This window comes from Acinetobacter towneri DSM 14962 = CIP 107472, assembly GCF_000368785.1.
GTDB lineage: Bacteria > Pseudomonadota > Gammaproteobacteria > Pseudomonadales > Moraxellaceae > Acinetobacter > Acinetobacter towneri.
Genome location: NZ_KB849682.1, coordinates 1 through 1,202 on the forward strand (window position 1 = coordinate 1; position 1,202 = coordinate 1,202).

Annotated in this window: 3 protein-coding genes; 2 read left to right on the plus strand and 1 reads right to left on the minus strand. The window is 33.9% G+C overall.

Annotated elements, in window-relative coordinates:
* Positions 1-357 (plus strand): cation diffusion facilitator family transporter (locus F947_RS00580; protein WP_004970024.1); only part of this gene is annotated, 357 nt, incomplete at its 5' end.
* A gap of 203 nt (positions 358-560) precedes the next feature.
* A complete protein-coding gene (locus tag F947_RS00585; RefSeq protein ID WP_004281850.1) occupies positions 561-743 on the plus strand; it encodes a hypothetical protein in 183 nt (60 codons plus the stop codon).
* A 131-nt stretch (positions 744-874) separates the two neighbouring features.
* On the opposite strand, the gene F947_RS00590 is transcribed toward F947_RS00585, so the two are convergent.
* A partial coding sequence (locus tag F947_RS00590; protein ID WP_035311562.1) for an IS5/IS1182 family transposase occupies positions 875-1,202 on the minus strand: 328 nt, incomplete at its 5' end.

Below are 1,202 nucleotides of genomic sequence, written 5' to 3' on the forward strand. Positions count from 1 at the left end.
TGGGTTGATACCGTAATCGCTGTGTTAATTGGCTTCTGGGTCTTACCTCGAACTTGGATTTTATTAAAACAAAGTATTAATATTCTGCTTGAAGGAGTTCCTGATGAGATTGATATTGAGTCGTTAAGAAATGATTTATTGAAGCTAGAGGGCGTTGAAGGGATTCATCAGTTGAAAGTCTGGGCTATATCCTCAAAAAATATTCATTTAACTGCTCATTTGGTTGCTCCGAATAGCAATACAGATCAACTCTATCAAAAGGCCTTAGAAGTTCTAAAACATAATCATAATATTACTGAAATTACGTTACAAATAGAAAGTAAGGAATGTAATACATTGGAACAGCATAAACATTAAAGTGCTGCTCTTTCTACATAATGGACAGATGACTAGGCTGATAAACCTTACCATTTTCCTGTATTACACTTCTATTTATCACACGCACTTTAAACACCATCCTGAGACATTTTAAAATTACAAGAATGTAATTTATGAGTCCTCTGGGTGTTAATTCTTTAAAGTTAGAATATCTAACAAGTATTAAATGAGAGTAAATAAACATGCTATTCAAAAATAAATTTTGTACTAAATTACTGTTAATTAGTGCATTCTTTAGTATCGCAAGTTTTAGTTATGCAGATGGCGGCTTGTTATTTCTTGAAAAGAATTTAAAAGCTTCTAAAGTTGAAAATTCTAAACAAAAACAAGTTAAAAATAATGAATCAAATGAATCAAATGAATAGTTGGGTTGCATAAATAAATCAATTAGACTTATTCATTCAGCAATATAATTCCTGAATGAATAAGTTTATAACTAAAACCGGCTTTGTTGCATAAACATTCAAAAGCTGAGTTTTCCCCAATCCATTCAAATTTAAGTGACAACTTGGGTGTGAGGTCTACCTAATTCCGTAAATCTATTCAGAACTGCCACACGCGCATGAACTTCATTGACCTGACTTTGAAAATGTCTTGCCGTCAGCTTATCTCCTAATAATTTGATGCAATGCATCTTGGTTTCCACCAAACTGCGACGGTGATAGCCCGACCATTTTTTCCATAGGGTTCTGCCTAAATGCTTAACCGTTTGAAGTAACTCATTTCGTTCTATTGAACTGATTTTAGAATCTTTCCAGGGCTTGGCATTCTTCCTGGGTGGAATTACGGCACTGTTGCAAATAACCACGAATGGTAAGCTGAAG